We start from the raw sequence: 24,087 nt of genomic DNA, 5'->3' as shown, positions 1-24,087 counted from the left end.
AACACGTAAATAAAGCTAACAGAAGATTAATAGGATTTTTTTTTATTCACATATTATTTATTAAAATCACATAATTTTTTTAAAGAGGGTGAGTCTTAACAGTTTACTCTCCCTGCCTCCCCTGCCTCTAATATCGTGTTCGGTTAAAGACTTATAATTAAGACTGCAAGGGGGCAGGGGGCAGGGGGAAGAAAGAGTTTTTTGTTTCTGCACAGGTCAAAGAATTATAACTAATTATCCGAACTTGATATAATACCGTTCCTTGATGTAGCTTGCCTGGCGTAGCCATAGATGCACTTCATTCTGTACTGTAGAGACGTTGCATGCAACGTCTCTACAGTATTTATTTGGCGCAACTTCATAGAGAATTGGTATAAAAGGCCTTTCCTAAAAAAGCGATAATTTCCACCCAAGCTGCGGTAGAGGCGGCGGCATCGTAGCGATAACCATCGTCGCGCATGAATGTATGTTCTGCTTCATACAGTTGCACTTGATGGGTAATTTTAGCCGTTTCTAGGGCTGTAACTAAGGTGTGACGGTCATTTTCAGGGATGTGGGGATCGAGTGTACCAAGAATTAATAACATTTGACTGGTGATTTCATTAACTCGGTGGATACTGTCAGCAACTCCTTTACCGAGTTTACCGCTAGGAATACCTGTAGGGTAGCAGCAGACGCAAGCTTTAATTTCGCTAGCAAAGGCGGCTCTAAATGCTAAATGACCACCGATACAAAAGCCAAGAGTACCGATTTTATCAGGATTCACACTACTTTCAGCTTTGAGAAAATCAATCATAGCACGACAATCAGCATCATATTCTGCGATCGCAGTTCGTCGTGCATCATCATTACCCCGCATTCTACCCAAATCATCGGGCTGAATCACTGTACCAATTGGCTCAAGACGGTGAAAAATTTCCGGTGCTGCTACCACATAACCAAACCCTGCTAAGTAATTAACTAAACGCAGCATGGCATCACCCAACTGATAGATATCGCTGTAAAACAAAATCCCAGGGTAAACCCCGGCTGGTTTAGGCGCAGCTACATAAACCCGCATCAAACTATCATCTACCCTCAACTCCACATTACGCTTAGTAATTTGCACTTTTCTCACTCCATCTCATACTTTCAATAGCTTCTACATGAGTGAATTAAGAAATCGGGAATTGGGCATCGGGCATCGGGCATCGGGCATTGGGCATGGGGCAATTCAATTTTGGATTTTGGATTTTCAATTTTGGATTGGATTTCAATCTAAAATCCGAAATCTAAAATCTAAAATTCTTTCCCTTGTCTCCCTTGTCCTCCTTGTCTCCCTTGTCCCCCTGCTCCCTGCCCCCTGCCCCCTACCTTAAATTACGCGGTGGCACAGTCTGCCCCTCATAAAATTGCTGGCGGAGTTTGGTTAACCCTAACCACGCTGCACCGAAGATAATTGGCGTTAGTGTTGCCAAAACCATCACCGGAACTGATTTGATATCTAAGAAGAATGACAACATAGGCGTACTGGCTAAAGACACAGCAGCTATTACACCACTCCAGAACCTTAATTTTTCAATCCTTGCCAACGCAGTTCTACAACTGGCACACTTTTCGGTATGGGAATAATACCTTTCTAGTAAATCTTCTTTAGGAATTGGTGGGGGGAAAGCTTCTCCTGGAAATGGTTCAGCGTTGTAGTTATTCACCCACTGGCGCAATTCAAATACAAAACTATCGGCTTTTGTGGGGAGATAGAAGGCTTTAGAAAAATTCCCACTACCGCCTTGAGCTTCTAGATAGCGTTCTTGATAGTGAAGAAAAATCTGGTCATCTTCTAAAACGCGATTCTGCCCTAAGTGATAATACCAACGTGGCCTTAACTTAATAAATATACCAGGGAGTTTGGCAGGAAATTTAAAGGGGAAACGGGCGAATAAACGACATTCACCTTTGCGAATGGGTGTAGCGTAGACAACAGTCAAAATTCTACCGCGATCGCTGTTGATATCATGCCACATTAAAGTCGGTGCAACAAAGGTTGTAGATAATTCTCCTGTTTGTCCAGGTTTTAACCCTTGCCTCCAAATGCCTTTAAAACCGTTTTTGTCAGATTTTGCTACCTCTAATTCCAAGGGGGCGGCGTTTTTTCTATTGCCTACTGTGCGGTGATGGGTGAAAGCTACATGACTCGGATCTAGTATATTCTCCAGTAGTGTGAGTGCATCATAAGGTACATCTCTAAAAGTATTTATAATGACCCAGCCATCAGGAGATGTTTCTAATGGTTCAATCAGGGGAATCTTAGTTTTGTCGGCATTTTCTGGGTTGCCAGCATAGACAAATAACATACCCTGCCTTTCAATAGTAGGCAATGATGCCACACAAGCACGTTTAGAAGTCTCCGCTTGTCCGCCTTCCGGCTGCTGGGGAATGCGTTGACAATTTCCATCACCAGCAAAAGACCAACCATGATAAGGACACTCTAATAGTCCTTCTTCATTAATTCTACCTTCAGAAAGTCGTGCCAGACGATGGGGACACTGGTCTATAAATACTTGCCATGACTGACATTGCTTGTCCCACCAAATGACAATATCTTTACCTAATAAAGTAAAAGCAGTGGGTTTTGATTTATCTAAATCTTCTAGGTAGTGCAGAGGATACCAAGCTTCATTCCAGTCAAAAAATTGGGGGTCACTGCCACCTGGTAATATTTCTTCTACAGTCGATTTAATCTCTAGCATTTTTTATTTATAAATCTTTATTATATTTTACAAAATCACACGTAAGTTAGTAGAGCGAGTTGAACAGATACGTAGGGTGTGTTAGCGACAGCGTAACGCACCTAGCACCGAGGCCATTGGTGCGTTACGGCTTACGCCTAACGCACCCTACATCGCGCATTTCTCACAAACAGTAGGGGCGGGTTCACAGATAAGCTCAATTGCTCATGAATATCTCGCTAAACCCGCCCCTACAGGCTTTGGGATGAGGTTGCAAGAATCTTGTGAGAAATCCGGGTACATATACTTAAATTTTTTCAGAAATTAAATCTGATTCCTATAGTTCGTAGTGAGGACTTCAGTCCTTATTAGAGGACTAAAGTCCTTACTACGAACCTTGAATTATTTACCTAACGCCTAGTCATTTCAAATAATTGCTGGGCATTTTTTCCTAAGAAAGCTGGAAAAAGTTCTTGCTTACCTGGTGCTACTTCTACTAGATAACGCTGGGCAATTTCATAATAGGCATAAGTCCAAGGAATTTGTATTTCTTTACCGCTAGCATCATCAATTACTGTCACCATTTCCTTTACTGCTTGGGTAGCGGTTTGACGTAAACCACAGGTAACATCACCCTCAATGTCGGTTTTCATCGGTACACCCAAACTAGCCAAAGCACTGGCAGTAGTATCTATATCTGGATATGTTGGGGTATTTTGGCGGTTAACGTAACCTGTAAAATGATTCACCGCGTAACCATGTAACAGCACCCAAGCACCATATTGGCTAACTTGATTGACTGTTTCTATTGTAGAACGTAGAGGAGTTTGCCAAGGACGAGTGAAAGTTTTTACTAATTCTTGAGTCATACTTTGATCATCTCCCTCGGCTGGTAGAATGGGATAGCTAAATTGATGCTCAATTTTAGAGACTGTTTGATTAATTAATTGAATTATATTATCAGGTAATTCATCAACAATTAACTCACTAATAAACAGCTTGGGTAAATCAAATTCTGTTTGTTGGGGATGGTAATAATGACGGGCATAAAGGTGAGTTTGGGGAAAATGATATTCCCCTGCTACTTGATAACCCAAAGCTTGAGCAATTTGTCCTAAATAGTTAATTCCTAAGTCAATTTTACCTTGAGGACTATTAACAACTAACCGCAAAGACCGAAAAGCAATATGGTCATTGGCGACAGTTCCACCAGCCGCAGTAATCATTTTTTCATAGGTTTGAGCGTAACTAACTCTGGCTTTGTATTGTTGCCAAAGTAATTCCCAAAGATGAGCAGCAATTTGAGGAATCATTTTAATTTGTAATTGGGGCATGGGGCATTGGGCATTGGGCATTGGGCAGAAAAAAGTTAACTCTCTGCTGGTAAAATCTGGGTGAGAATATCTAAGGCGGTTTGAATTTGGTCGCTTTCAATGACTAGGGGGGGACAGAAACGAATGGCGGCTTTGCCACAGCCTAATAATAGTAAACCTTTTAAAAATGCAGATTGAATGATGCGATCGCGCAGTTTGCTATCATAATTTCCGGCAGCATCGTATAAATCTACTGCTACCATTAAGCCTTTGCCTCTCGGTCGGGACATTCTGGGAAATTGTTCATGTAGTTTGGTGAGTGCTGCTTTTAGTAGTTCTCCCATCTCTGTAGCGTTAGCCATTAAACCACTGTCTAATAGTCGCAATGTGGCAATAGCAGCCGCACAAGCTACGGGGTTGCCGCCAAAGGTGGTGGCGTGAGAACCAGGCGGCCAAGTCATTAATTCGGGACGGGTGATAATTGCGCCTAATGGTAAACCACTGGCTAAACCTTTGGCTGTGGTAATAATATCAGGCATCACACCCCAATGCTCAATGGCAAATAAACGCCCGGTGCGTCCCATGCCTGATTGCACTTCATCAACTATCATTAAGATGCCGTGACGATTGCAGATATCCCTAATTCTGGCTAAAAATCCATCTTCCGGGACTATGTAACCCCCTTCTCCTTGAATGGGTTCTACAATAATGGCGGCTACTTCCTGGGGCGGTAGAATAGTGTTAAATAATTGTTGTTCTAGGTGGTCTAAGCTGGCATGAGTACCGTAGGGAATGTGAGTTATCCCTGGTACTAATGGGCCAAAATTAGCCCGTTGCACTGTTTTAGAACCAGTCAAAGACATTGCGCCGTAGGTGCGTCCGTGAAATGCTCCTAAAAAGGCCACCATGAGCGATCGCTTGGTGTAATATCGAGCTAGTTTCATTGCTCCTTCGTTAGACTCTGCCCCGGAATTGGTAAAAAATACCCTGCCGCCGTGGGGAAAGGGAGCGCGAATGGCTAGATGTTCAGCGAGTTCTACCATTGGTTCATAGTAAAAATCTGTCCCCGACATATGCAGCAACCGCGCCGCCTGGGACTGAATTTCTTTGACTACTTCCGGGTGAGCATGACCGGTGGCAGTAACAGCAATACCTGCGGTCATATCGAGAAATACATTGCCGTCTACGTCTTCTAACATACAACCTTCACCACGAGCCACCACTAAGGGATAGTCGCGGGTATAAGAAGGTGATGTAACTTGGCGATCGCGTTCTACAATAGCTAAAGCTTTCTTTCCTGGTAAGGATGTCACTAAATGGGGCGCACGAGGTAAAGATTGATGAATAGGAATACTTAGCATTTTGTGTTAATTCTTTTCTAAATACGGATCATTAAACTGCAATGTGCAAATAGTAACAGTAGCATTTGATTCTATTCTCTATATAACTTACGCATTGACAGAATAGCAATAATATGTATTAGCGATTATGGAAAAATACAGATCATTTTTCATGAATCCTCAGAAGGATTTTTTGATTTGAGTTGATTTTTTAAAGAAGTTCCAATAAAAAAATTTCACACCCCCACACCCCTAAACCCCTAAACCCCTCTGACTTTTCACGGGATCTGGAAAACCCCTCTCCAAACCTCTCCCCTACAAGGAGAGAGGCTTTAATTTTTCCCCCTTCCCTCGCAGGGAAGGGGGTTAGGGGGTTAGGTTTCGCGTTAGCTTTTCCACATAGCGTGAAAAGTCAGCTACACCCCTACACCCTTCTTTCAAACTCAAGGGATGCAAAGTTGCTCAGGTTCAATCCCCTTGCAAATGTGCTATTAATACATGACAGAATTATAGATGGGGAATTTTTTTAAATTATGAGTATTCTATTTAGCCCAAAACTCAAGGTAACATTAGGTATTGGGGCGTTACTACTGGTAGGTTTAACGGGTAGCCATCTATATAATCACAGCAACAATCAAGAGATAGCCAACCAATCTCAGGAAATCGAGAGTTTATCTTTAAATCAGCAATTAAATAATCCTATCACTGCATCACACATTTCTCAGGTTTCTTGGCAATCCACTCCTGTTAATACCAGTTTTCCTCAGAAATCTAATGAACAAGTAAACCAAGATAATACATCTAAATCTGACCAAAATTTGGCAACTACATCTGTCAGCTATCCCATTATTGATGAATGGCGCAAATATAAATATAGTGTCAATGGTAATCAGATTTTATCAGCCGCACAACTACCAACCACTAAAGTTAATTTTAATCAATCAGATTTATTAAGCGTACTTGTTAATACTAGAAAATATTTTCAAGAGCATGGTGCAGCAGATCCTGATATTTTTAGACCAGGATTATTGAGTACACAAAAAGTTACTACAGAAGATATCCTCAAAACTTTAGATTTCATGATTGTAGTTTTGAGGGAGGACATTGCTAAAAATCGCATTACCCGCTTACAAGATCCCAATTTCATCAATAGAAACTTTCGCGTCATTCGCTGGAGAGCTTATAAACCAGAAAACCGAAAACAACAGCAATTACGGATTACCAAATATGCTGTATTTACCCATACAGGTTCACGTAAGAAAACGGCAAGCTACAACACACCAATCTACAGTTTAAAAGATAATGCAGCCACAGATAAATTCTACACTAGATATACAAAACAAGATGTTTTATCGGGAATTTATGAACCAGGGGGCAAGGAATTTGGTAAAGTTGTACCCTTAGCTTATTTAACTCGCAATGGTTTAGAAGAAGCCTTGATGCAGGGAACAATCCTGATCAATTTCTTAGATGGTTCACAGGCATTTTTTAACGTTGATAGAAATAATGGTATCTCTTACATCCGGGGTTTAAAAGCAACAGCCCAAAAACGTTATTGGTATTTTAGACAAGTTGATGCCATTAAAGGTTATGGATACAAAATAGATGCCAAGATTTCTATTAAACCTGGAGTAACATTTGCCGGTGATGTTTTGAATATTGGTTTAGGTAGAGTTGTTGTCATGGAACATACTCGAAATGGACGCAAACAGCTACAAATGGGTGTAATTGCAGATACAGGCGGCGCATTTTTACCCAACCTGTATCAACTAGATTATTTAGCAGGTATTTTCCCCAATCAAACATCATTCCGGCAATATATCAGGAAGTTACCAGAATATGCTAATGCCTATTTTTTAGTTAAGAAGTAATGGGAATGGGGCAGAAAAATTCAAAATTCAAAATTCAAAATTCAAAATTAAAGAATTTTACTCCCCCTGCTCCCTGCCCCCTGCACCCCAGCCCCCAGCCATTCCCTAATCTCGCCACAAAGCAATGCCACCTAACAACCCACTGACATTAGGAATAAGTCGCACGTTTAAAGGTAGCTGAAAATTTACTTTTACTGCTTCACCGCCACCAATATAGAGATAATCATAATTAAACAACCTTTGCAAAGATGCGATCGCCTTTTCTAAACGACGATTCCATTTTTTTTGCCCAACTTTCTCTAAGGCTGCCCTGCCTAACTGTTCTTCGTAAGTTTCACCCTTGCGAAACTGATGATGTCCCATTTCCATGTTCGGCACTAATTTACCATCTACAAACAAGGCTGAACCAAAGCCTGTGCCTAAAGTAATTACCAATTCCACACCTTTACCTTTAATTGCCCCAAACCCTTGCATATCTGCATCGTTAATCACTCGCACGGGTTTACCTAATTTTTGTAACAATGCTGTTTCTAAGTCAAATCCAATCCAATGTGAATGTAAATTCACGGCTGTTTCTGTCACCCCAGAGCGCACCACACCAGGAAAACCCACTGAAACCCGATGAAAATCACCTTGAGCCGCCGCTAGTACCATAATCGCATTAATCACTACCTCCGGTGTTGCAGGTTGGGGTGTATCAACACGCGCCCTTTCTGTCACAGGGTTGCCAGTGATATCCAATACCATTGCTTTCACACCACTACCACCAATATCAACTGATAACGTGCGAATTGAACCATTATCTTCAACCATTGATTATCCTCCTCGTGTAAGTTTAAGATTTGGTTATTATGCTCTGAATTATGTATTTAGGGAATGGGGAATGGGGTGCAGAGGGGCAGGGGAGCAGGGGAGCAAGGGAGCAGGGGGCAGGGTGCAGGGGAAGACAAGGGAGACAAGGGAGACAAGGGAGACAAGGGAGACAAGGGAGAAATATTTACCCCAATGCCCAATGCCCAATGCCCAATTCCCGTTAATATAAAAATGACGCGATAGTAATAAAATGCACAGTTTTATTCCCCCAGAACGGTTTTTTCCCTACCTCACCTGGATGGATATTCAGGCTATGCCGAATAAGGAAAATGTAGTCATTATTCAGCCGGTGGGGGCAATTGAACAGCACGGGCCTCATTTACCATTGATTGTTGATGCTGCTATTAGTGTGGGAGTTTTAGGTAAGGCTTTATCTAAGTTAGACGCTAATATTCCTGCCTATGCTTTGCCTACTCTTTACTATGGTAAGTCTAATGAACACTGGCACTTTCCCGGTACAATTACTCTCTCTACAGAAACACTCACCGCTACAATTATGGAAGTGGCAGAAAGTATCTATCGTGCTGGTTTTAGAAAGCTGGTGTTGATGAACTCCCACGGGGGACAACCCCAAGTTATGCAAATGGCAGCGCGGGATTTACACGTTAAGTATAACGATTTTTGGGTATTTCCTCATTTTACTTGGCGTGTACCTCATATTACTAAAGAATTGCTCACACCCAAAGAAGCAACTCAAGGGATGCACGCCGGAGACGCAGAAACTAGTATTATGTTAGCTATTTTACCTGAGCAGGTGCGATTAGATCAAGCCGTTGCGGAGTATCCCCCAGAACAACCAGAGGGTAGCTTGTTGAGCTGGGAAGGGAAGTTACCTGTAGCTTGGGTAACAAAAGATATTAGTAAAAGTGGTGTAATTGGTGATCCTACCACGGCTAACAAAGAAAAAGGCGATCGCATTTTAGAATCTGTCTCTGATGGTTGGGTAGCTGTGATTCAGGAAATTTACGCTTTTCGTCAACCACAGTAAATTCAGTTATTAGTTATCAGTTATCAGTCTGCTACTACCGCGACTCAGCAAACGGTAAAATATAGAAAAACTCCTTTTGTCTTCCCCTACACCCCTACACCCCCACACTCCCCACACCCCTCTCTTTCATAAATATTTGCTAGTGTAGAGTTAACGTAGCTGATAGCTAACGGGCGATCAATCTTGATGAATAAAATACCTGAGAGATAGCAACTATGACGGCCTTTGATCCTCAAAACTACCGTTCCTATAGCCAAGACGATGTACAAAAGATTTTACAGCTGGCGATCGCTCGGCAAGCTAATGACCAAGATAAAGAGTTTACCTATGAGCAAATCTTAGAAATTGCCCAGGAGTTAGATATCTCTCCTGAGAGTTTAATATTAGCGGAAAAGGATTGGCGATCGCAAAACCACGAACTAAAGCAACGGCAAGCCTTTAATACCTACCGTTTCACCCAATTTAAAAAACGTTTAGGCAATTACACAATTTTTAATGCTTTTTTAATCTTGGTCGATTTTTTAGGTGGTGGTACTATTTCATGGTCACTTTACCTATTACTTTTCTGTGGTTTGGCACTCGGACTTGATGTTTGGAATACTTTTCTTACTAAAGGCGAAGAATATGAAATGGCCTTTCAAAGATGGTATCGCAAACATCAAATTAAACAAGGTATTAATAGCTTTGTAAATAAGTGGTTTAAACTTCTAACTAGTTAAAAGCGCAGGAGTATTCAGTGAGAGTTGCCTGAAAAAATCTAGATTCTGATTATTGATGCAATCGGTTAAATATCAATTTTTATCCACAGTCAGCCAAACAGAATTTCTATTGGTTGCATCAATTAGATTGTATTGATGTAAGATGCCGTTTTTTATCCACAAACATCGGTTGAAATTTATGATTATGTCTCTGTGTTAAAACAGGCACTTCTTGCCAACATTGTCGGCAAAAATAATAAACTTCATGACTGCGGATATGCCGTAAAAGCCGATGAGAACAGCAAGGACAAGTATTCATGATGTTTTTTAGTTTATAAAAATGAAATTTCACAAGAAAAATCTATACTTATGTAACAAATTTATGAGTTACATAACTGTTTTTATAATTATTGTTTTCGTAAGTAATAGCTTCGGTACAAACACTTAAAATAAGTGTTAAGTTATATGAAAACCATTATTTATCAGTAGAGTTGCTTACATAAATACCCATTGGTTTAATTTAGGGATCAAGATTTATATGACTGAGATCAGAAATAACCCCAAGGAATCAAATAGTTTGCATAAGTATTGTTCCTTAGTTTGTTGTCATGTCATAAACTATGCTCAATGCCAAAAAATTCTCTGACAAAGTAAATAAAATGCAGCGATCGCACCAAATATTCATGCCATTCTGAAGTATCTTGATTTTGAGGCATCAGTCAAAAATTGAGAACCTGATTAATGTGTCAACTGCTAGGAATGAATTGCAATGTGCCAACTGATATCTGCTTTTCCTTTGAAGGGTTTTCTGCACGGGGAGGCAGAACAGATCATCATAGTGATGGTTGGGGTATTGCCTTCTTTGAAGGTAAAGGATGTCGAATCTTTTTAGATGCCAAACCCTCTATTGATTCTCCGATAGCAGATTTAGTAAAGCGTTATCCCATCCACTCTACCCACGTTATCGCCCATATTCGCAAAGCTACCCAAGGGGAAGTCGCCTTACAAAACTGTCATCCGTTTCGTCGGGAACTTTGGGGAAGATATTGGGTATTTGCCCATAATGGCAACTTGCCAGATTTTGAGCCAGAATATCAAGGTTTTTATCAACCTGTGGGGAATACTGACAGTGAAAAAGCCTTTTGCTTAATATTGGAAACCCTCAGACAAAGCTTTCCTCAAGGTAAACCCCCCCTAGAACAACTGTATTCTATATTAAGAAAAATTACAGAAAAATTAGCAGCGATAGGTGTTTTCAATTACTTACTTTCTGATGGAGAACATTTTTTTACACACTGTTCCACTAAACTCTGTTATATAATCCGTCAAGCTCCCTTTGCAGCTGCTCACCTCATAGACCAAGATATGACTGTAGATTTTAGCGAATTGACGACATCCAGCGATCGCGTTGCTGTCATCGCTACTACTCCCCTCACCGATAACGAGGTTTGGACACCAATTGAGCCAGGAGAATTGTTAATATTTCAAGATGGAATGCCACTACAACATTTCTAGAATCTACTGAGTTGAGATGAAAAATGTTATTCTCAATTTTGTGGAAATCCAGTCAATATCAACCTGAATTATCAAATGCTTTCAATTCTCTCAACTGTCAACTAATATACCGCCTGATCAGCTATATTTTAGATGGTTAGTTAATTGCCACCAACATCAACTATTCCCAAATAAGTCTAAAGCGTGCCACTGAATCATTTATCGTTGATTCTACTTTAACCCCATGCAGAGAAAAATTCTATACAAAATCCTGATCATTGATGAAGTGGAAATCAATCAACAGAAATATGGTAATTATTTAAATCTTGATTCAGAGAGAAATCATACCATAATTACAGCCAAATCAGCACAAGCTGTCTGGGATTTGTCTAGTCATCAGCCTCACACCATCGACGCAATAATTTTGTCATATCAACTCAGTGATCAAGATGGTTTAACAGTATTACAAAGGCTTAAATCTGAATGGGGTGAAACTTGTCCTCCAGTGGTAATGATTGGTGAAGACAATGCAACTGTAGCAGTAGCAGCGATGAAAGCCGGTGCAGCCGACTATTTGATTTTAGAGCAATTCACCCCGGAAGAATTGCGCTGCGCTCTCCAAACTGCCATAGAGAAAGCCAAAATACATCAAGTAAGATACTCCAGAGAAGAACGATTCCGTAATATTTTCGACCACACATTTCAATTTATTGGGTTAGTGAGCGTTGATGGTATTCTCCTAGAAGCCAACCAGACAGCCTTAGATTTTGCTGGCTTAACCCAGGCAGATGTAATCAATCGTCCCTTTTGGGAAGCGCGGTGGTGGACAATTTCAGCAGCTACCCAAGAACAATTAAAAAATGCGATCGCCCAAGCTGGCAAGGGTGAATTTGTCCGCTATGAAGTGGAGGTGTTAGGAATTGACAATCAACATATTACCATCGATTTTTCCCTCAAACCCTTGCTAGATCAGTCGGGACAAATAATTTTCTTACTTCCAGAAGGACGAGACATTAGCGATAAAATACGTGCCGAAAGTGAACGCAGACATTTAGAAGGGCAACTGCGGGAGAGTGAAGAACGCTGGCAATTAACCCTACGGGGTAGCAACGATGGTGTTTGGGACTGGAATGTCCTTACCAATCAAGTTTTTTTCTCAGCCAGATGGAAAGAAATGCTGGGATATGCAGATGACGAAATTGACAACCATGTAGATGAATGGGCAAAACGGGTACACCCGGAAGATATTGATTGGGTAATGCAAGCAATTCAAGACCACTTTGATTACAAAACCCCGTTTTACAGCACTGAACATCGGGTAAAATGCAAAGACGGTACGTATAAATGGATTTTAGATCGGGGTCAAGCATTGTGGAATGAAGCTGGACAAGTGGTGCGGATGGCAGGAACGCACACAGATATTACTGAGCGTAAACAATTAGAAGCCCTACTGCAAAATACCAATCAGGAATTAGAGCAGAGAGTAGCACAACGAACCGCCCAATTACAAAAAGCTAATTCTGCCTTAGCCGAAAGAGAAGCCATCCTGCGGAGTTACTATGACTATGCACCGATGCTCATGGGAGTCGTAGAGATCACTGACAATGATATTCTGCACATTTATGATAACTCTGCTACCTGTCGTTTCTTTGGTCATGAACCAGGTAGTACCAGGGGAAAACTAGCTAGTGAGTTAGGCGTATCACCAACTGTCATTCAAGTATGGCTCACCCAATACCGCGAATCTCAGTTACGAGATCAACCAGTCAAATTTGAGTATGTTCACGACGATAAATACAGATATCCTGTTTACTTATCAGTGACAGTTGCTCCGATTAATTCCTCGGAATTTGCCTATACCCGATTTTGTTATGTTGCCGAGGAGATTACAAACCAAAAACAAGCAGAAGCAACTTTACGACAAAATCAGGTAAAAATTCGCCGTCAACTCCAGGAAATTGAGTCAATTTACCAAACTGCACCCATTGGGTTGGGTGCTTTAGATACAGACTTGCGCTTTGTGCGGATTAATCAACGGTTAGCAGAAATTAATGGCATTTCCATAGAAGCACATTTAGGTCGTACCGTGCGAGAGGTTGTCCCAGATTTAGCCAAGGAAGTCGAACCCATATTGCGTAACATTATCCAAACAGGCGAACCCGTCCTTGATATAGAATTGAGTGGTGAAACTGCTGCTCAACCTGGTGTACAGCGCACATGGCGAGAGAGTTGGTATCCCTTGCGGGATGATGATGGACAGGTGATTGGTATTAATATTGTCTGTGAAGAAATTAGCGATCGCAAACAGCTAGAAATTGAACGCGAACAATTATTACAAAAAGAACAAGCCGCACGCAAGCAAGCCGAAGACTCCAACCGCATTAAAGATGAATTTCTAGCTATATTATCCCACGAACTGCGGACTCCCCTTAACCCCATCCTCGGTTGGACTAAACTACTCAAAACTGGCAGATTAAAAGCAGATAAAAAGGCAGAAGCTTTAGCAGCTATTGAGCGCAATGCCGAATTACAAGCGCGACTAATTGAAGACTTACTAGATATATCTCGAATTATCCGGGGCAAAATCACCCTCAATACCTCTACAGTTAATGTTATATCTATTACTCAAGCCGCTATAGAGACAGTACGTTTAGCATTAGAAAATAAAAAAATTCAACTGCAAACCATTATTCAACCCAATATAGGACAAGTAACAGGAGATCCAGCCCGCCTGCAACAAATCCTATGGAATCTATTATCTAATGCAGTCAAATTTACCCCATCAAAGGGCAAGATTACAGTCAATTTAGAACAGATTGCATCCTCTATTCAAATTACTATCAGTGATACAGGCAAAGGCATTAGTCCAGAATTTTTACCACATATATTTAATTACTTTTGGCAAGAAGATAGCAGCATTACCAGAAAATTTGGTGGCTTGGGATTAGGGCTAGCAATTGTCCGTAACTTAGTAGAATTACATGGTGGTAGTATTACAGCTCATAGCCCTGGTATTGGCAAGGGGGCAACTTTTACAGTTAAACTACCAATCACAGATCATGCCGAAATTTCTGAGCAGAATCAACAGCCCAATATGTCCTTAGACTTAAGTCAAATTCGGGTTTTAGTCGTCGATGATGATGCTGACTCACTAGAATTTGTCACCTTTGTGCTGCAAATGTATCATGCAGAAGTTATGACAGCATCATCAGGCTTAGAAGCCTTGCAAGTATTGGCACATTCTCAACCCAACGTCTTAGTTAGTGATTTGGGAATGCCACAAATGAACGGCTATCAACTATTACAACAAATTAGAAATAGCATACCCAATAATAACCGACAAATTCCCGCGATCGCGCTAAGTGCCTACGCCGGAGAATTTTACCAACAGCAGGCACTATCAGTAGGTTTTCAGATGCACATACCCAAACCGACAGAACCAGAAGCTTTAGCTTCAGCCGTCGCCAGACTCGCCGGGAGGATCTAGGCAGGGGGGCAGGGGGCAGGGGGCAGAGGGAGACAAGGTAGACAAGGGGGCAGGGGAGCAGGGAGCAAGGGAGATTTTATCCCAATGCCCAATGCCCAATGCCCAATGCCCAATGCCCAATTCCCACATTCCCGATAGAAAATATCAAGTTTGTACTTGTCAAGTGTATAACCAGTTTGCAATTATTATTGGTATATACAACTGTAATTGCATCGGCTAACCGTATTTTATTTAGGAGAATTGGGTATGAGCTTGTGGCAGCAACTTCTCAAACAACTGGAACTGATTACACGACACCGAAACAGGCTGTTCAGATTGAGTTCCTTAAAAGGCTTTATTTCACTGATGATATTAGGAGTAATGTTGAGCCTGAGCGTTGCCGCCTGCTCTGGGGGGAATCAGAATAATACCACTGGCCAAGCACCTAGAGCAAATACAGTTGCTGCCAACAAGCCCAATGTCGAACTTACCCTAGTTTCCTTTGCTGTTACCAAAGCGGCGCATGAGGCGATTATCCCTAAATTTATCGAAAAGTGGCAGCAAGAACATAATCAGACTGTCACCTTTAGACAAAGTTATGGTGGTTCTGGTTCTCAAACCCGTGCCGTCATCGATGGATTAGATGCAGATGTAGTTCACCTGGCACTAGCTCTAGATACTCAAAAAATTGAAAAAGCTGGATTAATTGCCCCAGGATGGGAAAAAGAAGTCCCAAATAACGGTATAGTTTCTAAATCTGTAGCAGCAATCATTACTCGCCCAGGCAACCCCAAAGGAATTAAAACTTGGGCAGATTTAGCTAAAGATGATGTGACATTAATTACTGCTGACCCCAAAACCTCTGGTGTGGCTCGCTGGAACTTCCTAGCACTATGGAATGCTGCAATTAAGACTGGTAGCGATGAAACTCAAGCCCAAGAATTTGTCACTCAAGTCTATAAAAATGTGCCAATTTTGAGTAGAGATGCAAGAGAAGCTATAGACGCATTTGCTAAACAAGGACAAGGAGACGCTTTAATTAACTACGAAAACGAAGTTATTTTGGCACAACAAAAAGGTAAAACACTAGAGTATACTATCCCCGACGTGAATATTTCCATTGATAATCCCATTGCAGTCGTTGATAAAAATGTTGATAAACACGGAAATAGAGAAGTTGCAGAAGCATTTGTGAAATTCCTCTACACCCCAGAAGCACAACAAGAGTTTGTCAAATTAGGATTCCGGCCAGTAGAACAGAGCATAGCTCAAACCAAAGAAGTCAAAGATAAGTTTCCCGCTATCAAAACCCTAGGTACAGCCGAAAGCCTTGGTGGCTGGCAAACCATTGAGCAAAAATTCTTCACTGACGGCGGCGTGTTTGACCAAATTCAATCCAGTATTAAAAGATAGGGCATTGGGCATTGGGCATCGGGCATCGGGCATTGGGCATCGGGCATTGGGCATTGGGCATCGGGATAAAATCTCCCTTGTCTGCCTTGTCTGCCTTATCTGCCTTGTCTCCCCCCGCTCCCTGCACCCCTGCCCCCCTGCCCCCTGCTCCCCCGCTCCTTGCCCCCCGCTCCCCTGCTCCCCGCCCCCTTCCCCATTCTGAAATCTATGACTGTAACTTCTAGTGCGAAAATTGAGCATAAAATCCCGGTTTGGCAAAAATTCCTGCGTCCGGTGATGCAAATTCCTTGGACATGGCGCATTACTTTGGGATATCTAACAATTATGTTGTTTCTCCCAATGGCGGCTCTGTTTTTCAAAGCTAGTACAGAACCACCTGCTAGGTTTTGGGCAATTGCTACTAGTGATATTGCGTTAGCTACTTATAACGTCACTTTTGTCACATCCTTACTAGCTGCTTTACTAAATGGAGTCTTTGGGACTTTGGTGGCTTGGGTGTTAGTTCGTTATGACTTTCCCCTGAAAAGAATAGTAGATGCTACCGTAGATTTACCGTTTGCCTTGCCAACTGCTGTAGCTGGTTTAACAATGGCGACGGTTTACAGTAATAATGGCTGGATTGGTTCTTTACTTGCGCCAATGGGGATTAAAGTCTCCTTTACCCGTCTAGGTGTTTGGGTGGCGATGGTGTTTATTTCCTTACCTTTTGTTGTGAGAACAGTACAACCTGTACTACAAGAAATGGAAATAGAAATTGAGGAGGCTGCTTGGTCTTTGGGTGCTTCCCAGTGGGAAACTTTTTGGAAAGTAATTTTACCTCCCTTATTACCTTCAATTTTGACTGGTGTAGCTTTGGGTTTTTCCCGTGCAGTCGGGGAGTATGGTTCAACGGTGATTATTGCATCTAATACACCATTCAAAGATTTGATTGCACCTGTATTGATTTTTCAACGTTTAGAACAGTATGACTATTCTGGTGCAACTGTCATTGGGGTAGTGCTACTGGCTATTTCCCTAGTATTGCTCTTAGGAATTAATTTATTACAATCTTGGGCGAGAAGATATGACAATAAATAAGGAGTCGAAGGTTAGTCCCTCTCTCCCCAGACAAAAAAAGAGTTGGATTCCCACCCTGTTAATTGGGATAGCGATCGCGTATTTGGCTCTAATTCTATATATCCCAGCTATTAACGTTTTTGCCCAGGCTTTCAGTAAAGGAGTCGGGCCATTTCTTGACAACCTCAGCCGTACTGATTTCCTTTATGCTGCCAAATTAACTTTATTACTGGCATTAATTGCTGTACCTTTAAATACAGTATTTGGTTTGTGTGCAGCTTGGGCGATCGCACGGTATAAATTTCCTGGACGCGCTTTTGTTTTAAGTTTAATTGACTTACCTTTTTCCATCTCCCCTGTTGTTGCAGGCTTGATGATTGTCTTACTCTACGGGAGAAATGGCTGGTTTGGTACTATCCTGGAAGCCCATGATTTTAAAGTTGTCTTTGCTTTACCGGGGATGGTATTAGCAACAACTTTTGTCAGTATGCCCTTTGTAGCACGGGAAGTCATCCCTGTTTTAGAAGAATTTGGTCAAGATCAAGAAGAAGCCGCTAGAACTCTGGGAGCAAATGATTGGCAGATATTTTGGCGCGTCACTTTACCTGGGATTCGTTGGGGTTTACTCTACGGTTTAATTTTGACTAATGCCAGAGCAATGGGCGAATTTGGCGCAATTTCGGTAGTTTCAGGCAACATTGCCAATATTACTCAAAGTTTACCTTTGTTTGTAGAAGAAGCTTACAAACAGTACGAAACAGAAGCTGCCTTTTCTGCGGCTGTGATGTTAGCCTTACTCGCCGTTGTCACCTTAATTCTGAAGGAGATTGTCGAACGGAAAACCCGCATTAAAGATGTGGATTAATTGCTGTACTAGGCAGTGGCAACTAAAGAATATTGTATTTCTGTATCAATAGAGACGTAGTATTTCTGCGTCTCTACTTTTCTTCATCAATTCTTTAGCTCATTCAGTTATACCAATTCTCTAAATCCCGGCTACAGATCATTCTTCCCCTGTCCCCTGCTCCCTGCCCCATGTGTAGCTTTATTTTGGAGAATTAAGTAGAACGGTGTAAATAATTAAAGGTTTGTAGTAAGGACTTTAGTCCTTATGAGAGGACTAAAGTCCTTACTACGAACTAAATGCAATTTTTTTTACATTACTTTACATAGTTTGGTTTTTTCAAGTCGTTCTACTTAGAGGATGTTTGAAAAGTATTGTTATTAACACCAAACTCTCTCTAACCTAACCCCCCTAGCCCCCCTTCCCTACAAGGGAATGGGGGTTTTAAAGCCTCTCTCCTTGTAGGGGAGAGGTTTGGAGAGGGGTTTTTAGTATCATTGATGACTTTCTAAACATCCTCTTAGAAGCTCCACGTCTGGGGCTACGCCGAGCATGGGATGAATGTCCTACCCTGCTTGATATTTACCTATTGACTTTTATCTATTGTCTTAATAGAAAATTCACATAAAAAACCGGAAAATTACACTTCATTTGTACCGCAACAAAAAGTTACAAATATGAGAACAAATGATTAAGAAAGGCAGAGGGCAGAGAGCGGAAGGATTTTATCGACTTCTTCTAATGAACCCCTGAATAGTAAGACAGTGTGCGAGCAAAGCTTTAAATATCAGTTATCAGTTATCTATCGTTTCAGTCCCTCGGTTTAACTCAGACACCAATTGGTGATAAGTATTAGTGGCGTGTATAAATTCTTCACTATACGCTGTCTAAATTGTTTACTGTTCACTAAATTTAATCAATGAAACCTTGTGTCTACCCTTTGGGTGGCTTTGCTCTCTGCTGTCTGCCTTCTTCGAGAAAAGCAATAGGAGCAAAAAATGGTAACAATTTCTGAGTTAAATAACGGAATATTTACTGTAGATTCATCAGCAAAAATTAGCGTTGATTATTTATATGATGGGGGTTTAAATAAGGGGCAATTAGCTATCTTCAGTCTTGATGGTATGGAAGACATGGAGGTAGGTTCAACAGAATTTATTTTGGAAGCATCTAGACGTGCTTTGAGCAATTCTCAGAGTGGTTATGTAGTGGTGCAGGATGAAAGCGATCGCGCTCGTTTTAGCGATTCAAATCATCAATTATCCTGGGAAAAAGATTTTAACAGTGGTGTCTACCAAGGGCCACAGCTATTTAACATGGCAGCAGGAACTAAGTTTGCCATGATGTTAGTTAGTGATACTACAGTAGCGAAGATTGCTCAAAGTACATCTATTAATACAGATAAAGTTCTGTTTTCCTTTGGTTCAATAGATCAAAAAACAGGCACACTGTCACCGCAGATTGCAGATATCACAGGTCAGGGAAATACCTTCGGCTGGGAAGATATTAATACTTTAAAAGCCAATGATCGTGACTTTAACGATATGGTAGTTCAGGTATTGGGTGCAACAGCCACCGCACCTGAACTAAAAGATTCTGTGTATGCTAACCGGGATTGGTTAAATACCCAACTAGGACAAGAATTATCACAATATGCTAATCGTCCTCTGTTTGAAACAGGTACTTTTACAGTTGATGGTACTGGTCAAGTTCAATTTGACTATCTTTATGATGGCGGTTGGTATCAGGGAGAATTAGCTGTTTTTAGCCTCAAAGGTATGGAAAACTACCAACCAGGCTCATTGGAATTTATCCGAGAAGCAACATCTCGCGCCTTAAGTAATTCTACACAAGGTAGGATTTTAGTTAGCGATCGCACCGAAGGAGCGCGTTTTAACAGCAATGCTAGTTGGGAACCTAACTTTAATGCTGGCGATTACCAAGGACTGAAATCCTTCCAGATGAATGCCGGGGACGAGGTAGCATTTATGTTAGTGCAGAATACCACCTTTGATGAGATTTATCGTCAACCCTACGCCACAGCACAAGCAGGTAAACAAGTTATTTTCTCTACCGATAAAAATCAGATTGTTGCTGTAGATACAAATGGGACTTTAGCCTTTGAAGATATCGGCGTTACCTCTGGAGGATCAGATAAAGATTTCAATGACTTGGTGTTCCAAGTACAAGGATTAACAGGTAATAATATCGCCGATATGGATGTTGAAGTTAATCCTAACCGGGATTGGCGAACTAGTGCTACTGGACAACAGTTACTCAAGTATGCTGACAGATTTACATATAGTGAAGGAGTTTTTCAGGTTGGCGAAACTGGCCAGGTAACTTTTGATTTTCTATATGATGGTGGATGGTATCAAGGAGAGTTCGCTGTCTTTAGTCTTGCAGGCATGGAAAATTATGCACCTGGTTCAGAAGCTTTTATTAAAGAAGCGACTACTCGCGCTCTCAGCAATTCTACATCAGGTTATGTCTTAGCTAAAGACCCCACAGAAGGGGCGCGGTTTACGGAAAAAATGCCTTGGGAACCCAATTTTAATGCTGGAAATTATCTAGGAGTAAAAACCTTCGAGATGAATCCAGGGGATAAATTTGCGTTGATGTTCGTACCTAATACTAGTGTTGCGGAAATCAATAAAACCAAGGGCATTAATAGCATGAGTCAGATGTGGAAACATGGTAAGCTCCCTCTGTTCTCTATTCCCCAAGCTAATCCTAATGTAGCCGTGGGACAGATTGTAGATGTAGATGGTAACGGCACATTTGCTTTTGAAGATATTCCCACCGGTTCATCTACTTCCGATCGTGATTACAATGACTTTATTTTCCAAATCAAAGGAGCTACGGGAATTGCTCAGTCAATAGATACCTTTTCTAACTCTGAGCGTAATTGGCGCACTACAGAAGTAGGAAAACAATTACTCGAATATTCTAACCGAGCAATTTTTGATGAAGGGGTTTTCCGTGTTGATCAAAGTGGCCAAGTAAAAATCGACCTGCTCTATGATGGTGGTGAGTATACTCAAGGAGAAGTAGGTATCTTTAGCCTCAAAGGCATGGATATGTACGAAACTAGCTCAGACGGATTTATTAGAGAAGCACTTCGCCGCGCCACCAGCAATTCTACAGATGGCTACGTTATTATCAAAGACGCTGAACAAGGTGCGCTTTATAGTGACAATAATGACATTCTCTACTGGGAACCCAACTTTAATGATGGGGTTTATCAAGGGGAGAAAATTTATGAGATGAATACAGGAGATGCGTTTGGTTTTGTTCTCACTTCTAATGGCAGTCTTAATGATGTTTTAACTGGAGAACGTTTAACAGATAACAACCGTCCTATTTTCTCGATGTCGGCTGCTAATTTAAACAATAATGTGCAAGTAGCAGACGTGTTGACAGGTTCTCAAGGAACAATTATTGGTTTTGAAGATGTTGTCCTGCAAAATGCTTCTGACCGAGACTACAATGATTTTGTGATTGCCCTTCAAGGAGTTCAGAGCATCGGCATTACTGATATTAAAGATGCAATGGCTCATTACCATAATTGGGTGGATACGGTAATAGGAGATCAAATTGTCAACCACTTTAATAGTGATATTGTCCAACCGCAAGTCTCCCAATCGGTTGTGACTGCTTTTTAGGGTTGAAAATTCAAGTTTGTTGTAGTTTACACCATTTCTCTAAATCCCGGCTACAGATAGATCATTCTTCCCCTGCCCCCTGCCCCCTGCTGTCTATATGTAGCTTTATTTTGGATAATTGGTATTACCTCCTCTTTGCTAGGGGAGGTTTTTTGTTGTTGGTGCGATCGCCTATACTAAAATACGGTGGGATTAAGTTCAGATGCGTAGACGCTTATCGAGCGGCTTCTCGACGAGTTGAATCGCGTCTCTACAAGAATGTATTAATCATTTGAGATGGGTTGGTGGGATGATGAATGGGTATTTTAACAATCTCTCACATGAGTATGGTTTGATTGAGCCAGTACATACTTCTGTTAAAGGTAGAGCTAGATTCAAGGTAAAAGGAGTGCATCTTTCCGAACTGATGGGTAAATATATTGAATCACGCCTATTAGCAGCGAAAAATATTGTCCAAGTCAAGGCGAATCATTTAACGGGTAATGTGTTGGTGATTTTTCATCCTGACTTGAAACATAGCGCGATCGCTTCCCAACTCGAAGATATTATTTTAGATTATCAAAAATTTCCCAAAAATCTATCTATCACTACAGTTACAGCACCAATACAACTTGTAACTGTCCCTATGCAGCCGAATTTAGCACAACTTAACACTCAAATGATTTTAGGGGCTGCCACGACTACGGCTTTAGTTTTAAGTACTGGACTTTTATATCAAAATGGTTTAGATACTAGGATTTTGTTAGGTCTACAAAAACTGCATAATCCTGTACTCGATGCCATCATGCAGGGAATAACTTTTTTGGGTGAGCCAGTAGTTTTGCTGCTAATTTCTTCGGCATTAGGAATTAATTTTTGGCAAAATCAACACCGTCGGCAAGCCACTACATTAGCTATGGCTACACTCGGCGCAGTGGGCTTAAATGTACTGTTTAAAGAATTTTTTAGAAGGGCGCGTCCTGCACTTTGGGATTATATTGTCAATGCAGTTCACTATAGTTTTCCTAGTGGTCATGCAATGGTTTCTACAGCAGTTTATGGCTGTATTGGCTATATTTTGGCGCAGCAATTCCCCCAATGGCGTAAACAAATTTTAAGCTCAACAACAGTTATTATTTTGGCAATAGGTTTTAGTAGACTTTATTTAGGAGTACATTGGCCTACTGATGTTTTAGCTGGATATGCAGCAGGTTTATTGTGGTTAATTGTGTGTATTCTCTACTTGGAAAATTCGTAATAACATACGGCTTCTGAGTAAGGTATTACGAATTACGAATTACGAATTAAAAAGAACTCTGATGATATGATATTATCCGCAACTACCCCAGAAACATTTAGTCTGTTAAGTATTGGTCAACGAGGAGTAGGCAAAACAGTTTTTCTAGCTGGTAGCTACGCAGAATTACATCCTGATCATCACTCAGATCATCCGCAGCAGTTATGGTTTGATTGCCAAGATAGCGATGTCCAAGCCAACCTGGAAAAAATTAAAAACCATGTTGCTCGTACCAACTCATATCCACCACCGACAATTAAAATCACTAATTTTAACTTTAGTTTGAAAACTCAAACTCCAGAAGGGACAAAAACAGTATGTGATTTTCGCTGGTGGGACATTCCTGGGGAAATCTGCAATATACATAATCCTGAGTTTCAAGACATGATCTTTAATTCTCATGGGTGCTGTGTATTTATTAATGCTAATGCTTTAATTCAGGAGTCAGATTATTTACGTGTGATTGAGGACATTTATAATCAAGTAGCGGCGATCGCCTCTGTAGTCTACAAGTATAATATCAAATATGCCTTTGCGATAGTTTTGACTAAGTGTGACTTGATTGAACTCAATCCAGCTACCCAGGAAAAAATTGAGCAGAATCTGCAACCCCTAATTACATATCTTGATACGGTGAAAGCTACCCATAAAATCTTTTATTCGGCTATACCGATTGTTTCTGTAGCAGGTGTTTCTCGTCTCGGTGCTAAAGGTGCGGCAAATCCCCTACTGTGGCTATTATCACATATAAATAATACTGAAAATTTATCATCACAGCTAGAGTCAACCACAGAATCAACCGAGAGTGAAATATTACCAGCAATCAACCGCAAGTCTATAATTATTATCTCTTTGGTTGGGGCAATTTTACTAGGGTCGATCAGTTTAATTTTCTTGTCCTTAAATAGATTGACAAATACTCCCCAACAACTAGACTCATCACCAAACACTACTCAAGAAAATTAAATACAACAGCGTTAATAATTCCAGGTTTGTAGTGATGAGAGTACTAAAGTCCTGACTACGAAATGAATACGAATCTTTTTACATTACTTCATATAGTTTGTTTTTTTTCAGTCTTA

The 24,087-nt window shown here is 41.0% G+C and carries 19 protein-coding genes; 13 read left to right on the top strand and 6 right to left on the bottom strand.

Going from position 1 to position 24,087, the window contains the following annotated elements; translation table 11 throughout:
• Positions 1–358 precede the first annotated feature (358 nt).
• The 4 genes from ACPZ3T_RS08950 to ACPZ3T_RS08935 form a co-directional block, all read right to left on the bottom strand.
• Positions 359–1,108 carry a dienelactone hydrolase family protein gene (locus tag ACPZ3T_RS08950; protein ID WP_490275342.1) on the bottom strand — a complete coding sequence of 250 codons (750 nt, stop codon included), beginning with the start codon at positions 1,106–1,108 and terminating at the stop codon, positions 359–361.
• Between the two features lie 241 nt (positions 1,109–1,349).
• The gene (locus ACPZ3T_RS08945; RefSeq protein ID WP_490275340.1) at positions 1,350–2,729 is read right to left on the bottom strand and encodes an aromatic ring-hydroxylating dioxygenase subunit alpha; all 1,380 of its coding nucleotides are present in this window, start codon (positions 2,727–2,729) and stop codon (positions 1,350–1,352) included.
• Between the two features lie 389 nt (positions 2,730–3,118).
• A complete protein-coding gene (locus tag ACPZ3T_RS08940) occupies positions 3,119–4,021 on the bottom strand; it encodes a DUF1338 domain-containing protein (RefSeq protein WP_490277163.1) in 903 nt (300 codons plus the stop codon).
• Between the two features lie 56 nt (positions 4,022–4,077).
• A complete protein-coding gene (locus ACPZ3T_RS08935) occupies positions 4,078–5,382 on the bottom strand; it encodes an acetyl ornithine aminotransferase family protein (protein WP_490275338.1) in 1,305 nt (434 codons plus the stop codon).
• A 512-nt stretch (positions 5,383–5,894) separates the two neighbouring features.
• On the opposite strand from ACPZ3T_RS08935, the gene ACPZ3T_RS08930 reads away from it, so the two are divergent.
• Complete coding sequence (locus ACPZ3T_RS08930) at positions 5,895–7,232, top strand: hypothetical protein (protein ID WP_490275336.1); 1,338 nt, start codon at positions 5,895–5,897, stop codon at positions 7,230–7,232.
• A 105-nt stretch (positions 7,233–7,337) separates the two neighbouring features.
• Here the strand turns inward: ACPZ3T_RS08930 and ACPZ3T_RS08925 are convergent, their stop codons facing one another.
• Positions 7,338–8,045 carry an ROK family protein gene (locus tag ACPZ3T_RS08925; RefSeq protein WP_490275334.1) on the bottom strand — a complete coding sequence of 236 codons (708 nt, stop codon included), beginning with the start codon at positions 8,043–8,045 and terminating at the stop codon, positions 7,338–7,340.
• Between the two features lie 63 nt (positions 8,046–8,108).
• Between ACPZ3T_RS08925 and ACPZ3T_RS08920 the strand changes: the two genes are divergently transcribed.
• The 7 genes from ACPZ3T_RS08920 (at position 8,109) to ACPZ3T_RS08890 (ending at position 16,164) form a co-directional block, all read left to right on the top strand.
• Positions 8,109–8,288, top strand: a complete 180-nt coding sequence (locus ACPZ3T_RS08920) for a hypothetical protein (protein WP_490275332.1) — start codon at positions 8,109–8,111, stop codon at positions 8,286–8,288.
• 7 nt (positions 8,289–8,295) lie between these two features.
• Positions 8,296–9,093: a creatininase family protein gene (locus ACPZ3T_RS08915; RefSeq protein WP_490275330.1), complete on the top strand. Its 798-nt coding sequence runs from the start codon at positions 8,296–8,298 to the stop codon at positions 9,091–9,093.
• A 215-nt stretch (positions 9,094–9,308) separates the two neighbouring features.
• Entirely contained in the window at positions 9,309–9,812 is a 504-nt protein-coding gene (locus ACPZ3T_RS08910) for a 2TM domain-containing protein (RefSeq protein WP_490275328.1), read from the top strand.
• Between the two features lie 720 nt (positions 9,813–10,532).
• Positions 10,533–11,306: a class II glutamine amidotransferase gene (locus ACPZ3T_RS08905; RefSeq protein ID WP_490275326.1), complete on the top strand. Its 774-nt coding sequence runs from the start codon at positions 10,533–10,535 to the stop codon at positions 11,304–11,306.
• Between the two features lie 223 nt (positions 11,307–11,529).
• Complete coding sequence (locus tag ACPZ3T_RS08900) at positions 11,530–14,772, top strand: PAS domain S-box protein (RefSeq protein WP_490275324.1); 3,243 nt, start codon at positions 11,530–11,532, stop codon at positions 14,770–14,772.
• 91 nt (positions 14,773–14,863) lie between these two features.
• Entirely contained in the window at positions 14,864–14,992 is a 129-nt protein-coding gene (locus ACPZ3T_RS08895; protein WP_490275322.1) for a hypothetical protein, read from the top strand.
• A gap of 26 nt (positions 14,993–15,018) precedes the next feature.
• On the top strand, positions 15,019–16,164 hold the full coding sequence (locus ACPZ3T_RS08890; RefSeq protein WP_490275320.1) for a sulfate ABC transporter substrate-binding protein: 1,146 nt from the start codon (positions 15,019–15,021) through the stop codon (positions 16,162–16,164).
• Here ACPZ3T_RS08890 and ACPZ3T_RS08885 read toward each other — a convergent pair.
• The gene (locus ACPZ3T_RS08885; protein ID WP_490275318.1) at positions 16,154–16,291 is read right to left on the bottom strand and encodes a histidine kinase; all 138 of its coding nucleotides are present in this window, start codon (positions 16,289–16,291) and stop codon (positions 16,154–16,156) included. The genes ACPZ3T_RS08890 and ACPZ3T_RS08885 overlap by 11 nt on opposite strands.
• A gap of 80 nt (positions 16,292–16,371) precedes the next feature.
• On the opposite strand from ACPZ3T_RS08885, the gene cysT reads away from it, so the two are divergent.
• From cysT to ACPZ3T_RS08860, 5 genes are all read left to right on the top strand, one after another.
• Complete coding sequence (gene cysT / locus ACPZ3T_RS08880; protein WP_490275316.1) at positions 16,372–17,241, top strand: sulfate ABC transporter permease subunit CysT; 870 nt, start codon at positions 16,372–16,374, stop codon at positions 17,239–17,241.
• Complete coding sequence (gene cysW / locus ACPZ3T_RS08875) at positions 17,228–18,085, top strand: sulfate ABC transporter permease subunit CysW (RefSeq protein WP_490275314.1); 858 nt, start codon at positions 17,228–17,230, stop codon at positions 18,083–18,085. Before cysT ends, cysW begins: the two co-directional genes overlap by 14 nt.
• 977 nt (positions 18,086–19,062) lie before the next feature.
• On the top strand, positions 19,063–21,729 hold the full coding sequence (locus ACPZ3T_RS08870; protein ID WP_490275312.1) for a DUF4114 domain-containing protein: 2,667 nt from the start codon (positions 19,063–19,065) through the stop codon (positions 21,727–21,729).
• A 289-nt stretch (positions 21,730–22,018) separates the two neighbouring features.
• Complete coding sequence (locus ACPZ3T_RS08865; RefSeq protein ID WP_490275310.1) at positions 22,019–22,966, top strand: phosphatase PAP2 family protein; 948 nt, start codon at positions 22,019–22,021, stop codon at positions 22,964–22,966.
• A 66-nt stretch (positions 22,967–23,032) separates the two neighbouring features.
• Positions 23,033–23,971 (top strand): TRAFAC clade GTPase domain-containing protein, encoded by a 939-nt coding sequence (locus ACPZ3T_RS08860; RefSeq protein ID WP_490275308.1) that lies wholly within the window; start codon positions 23,033–23,035, stop codon positions 23,969–23,971.
• Positions 23,972–24,087: the final 116 nt, after the last annotated feature.

The organism is Aliinostoc maniaoense (assembly GCF_058172895.1).
Note: the sequence above shows the minus strand (reverse complement) of the source record. Positions and strands in the feature narration are given on the sequence as shown.